We start from the raw sequence: 729 nt of genomic DNA, 5'->3' as shown, positions 1-729 counted from the left end.
CTGAATTTGAAGAAGAAAGAACGGATTGTGATTCAGGAATAACGCCAAGAAGTTTGATGGCTAGAATCTCTTTAACGTCATCTACGCTCAGCATTTCACCTTTCTCAACACGGCTAGGGTTGTAGCGGGTTAGAAGAAGGTGCTCTTTTACCGACTCGCCATTTTCAGCGCGGCGAGACTTGCTTTGTAAGATACCTAAAATTCGATCTGAGTCGCGAACCGAAGATACTTCCGGGTTCGTTACGACAATGGCTTCATCTGCGAAATAGAGAGCCATTTGAGCGCCGTGCTCAATGCCTGCAGGCGAATCACAAATGATGAAATCGAAGCGCTCAGAAAGTTCATTAAGAACTTTTTCTACGCCATCTTGAGTGAGTGCATCTTTATCGCGAGTTTGAGAAGCGGGGAGAATGTAAAGATTCTCATTATGCTTATCTTTGATAAGAGCCTGGTTTAGCGTCGCTTCGCCGTTGATTACGTTTACGAAGTCATACACTACACGACGTTCACAGTTCATGATTAGATCTAGGTTACGAAGACCTACATCGAAATCGATAACGACGGTTTTGTGTCCCTTCAGGGCAAGACCTGTGGAAATGGACGCGCTGCTAGTTGTTTTACCTACGCCGCCTTTACCTGAAGTGATAACAATTATTTTTGCCAATGTTCTATTCCCATGTTGCTATGTTGTTTGAAGTTGGGCTTAAGCCTCTTTACTTCTTGCGCTCT

The 729-nt window shown here is 44.2% G+C and carries 1 protein-coding gene; it reads right to left on the bottom strand.

Translation table 11 applies throughout. The features are described from left to right. On the bottom strand, nucleotides 1–664 hold a 664-nt coding region (gene minD, locus A3739_RS17005; protein WP_068502168.1), incomplete at its 3' end, for a septum site-determining protein MinD. Nucleotides 665–729: the final 65 nt, after the last annotated feature.

This window comes from Oleiphilus sp. HI0067, assembly GCF_001635735.1.
This window is presented reverse-complemented; position numbering and strand designations above follow the sequence as displayed.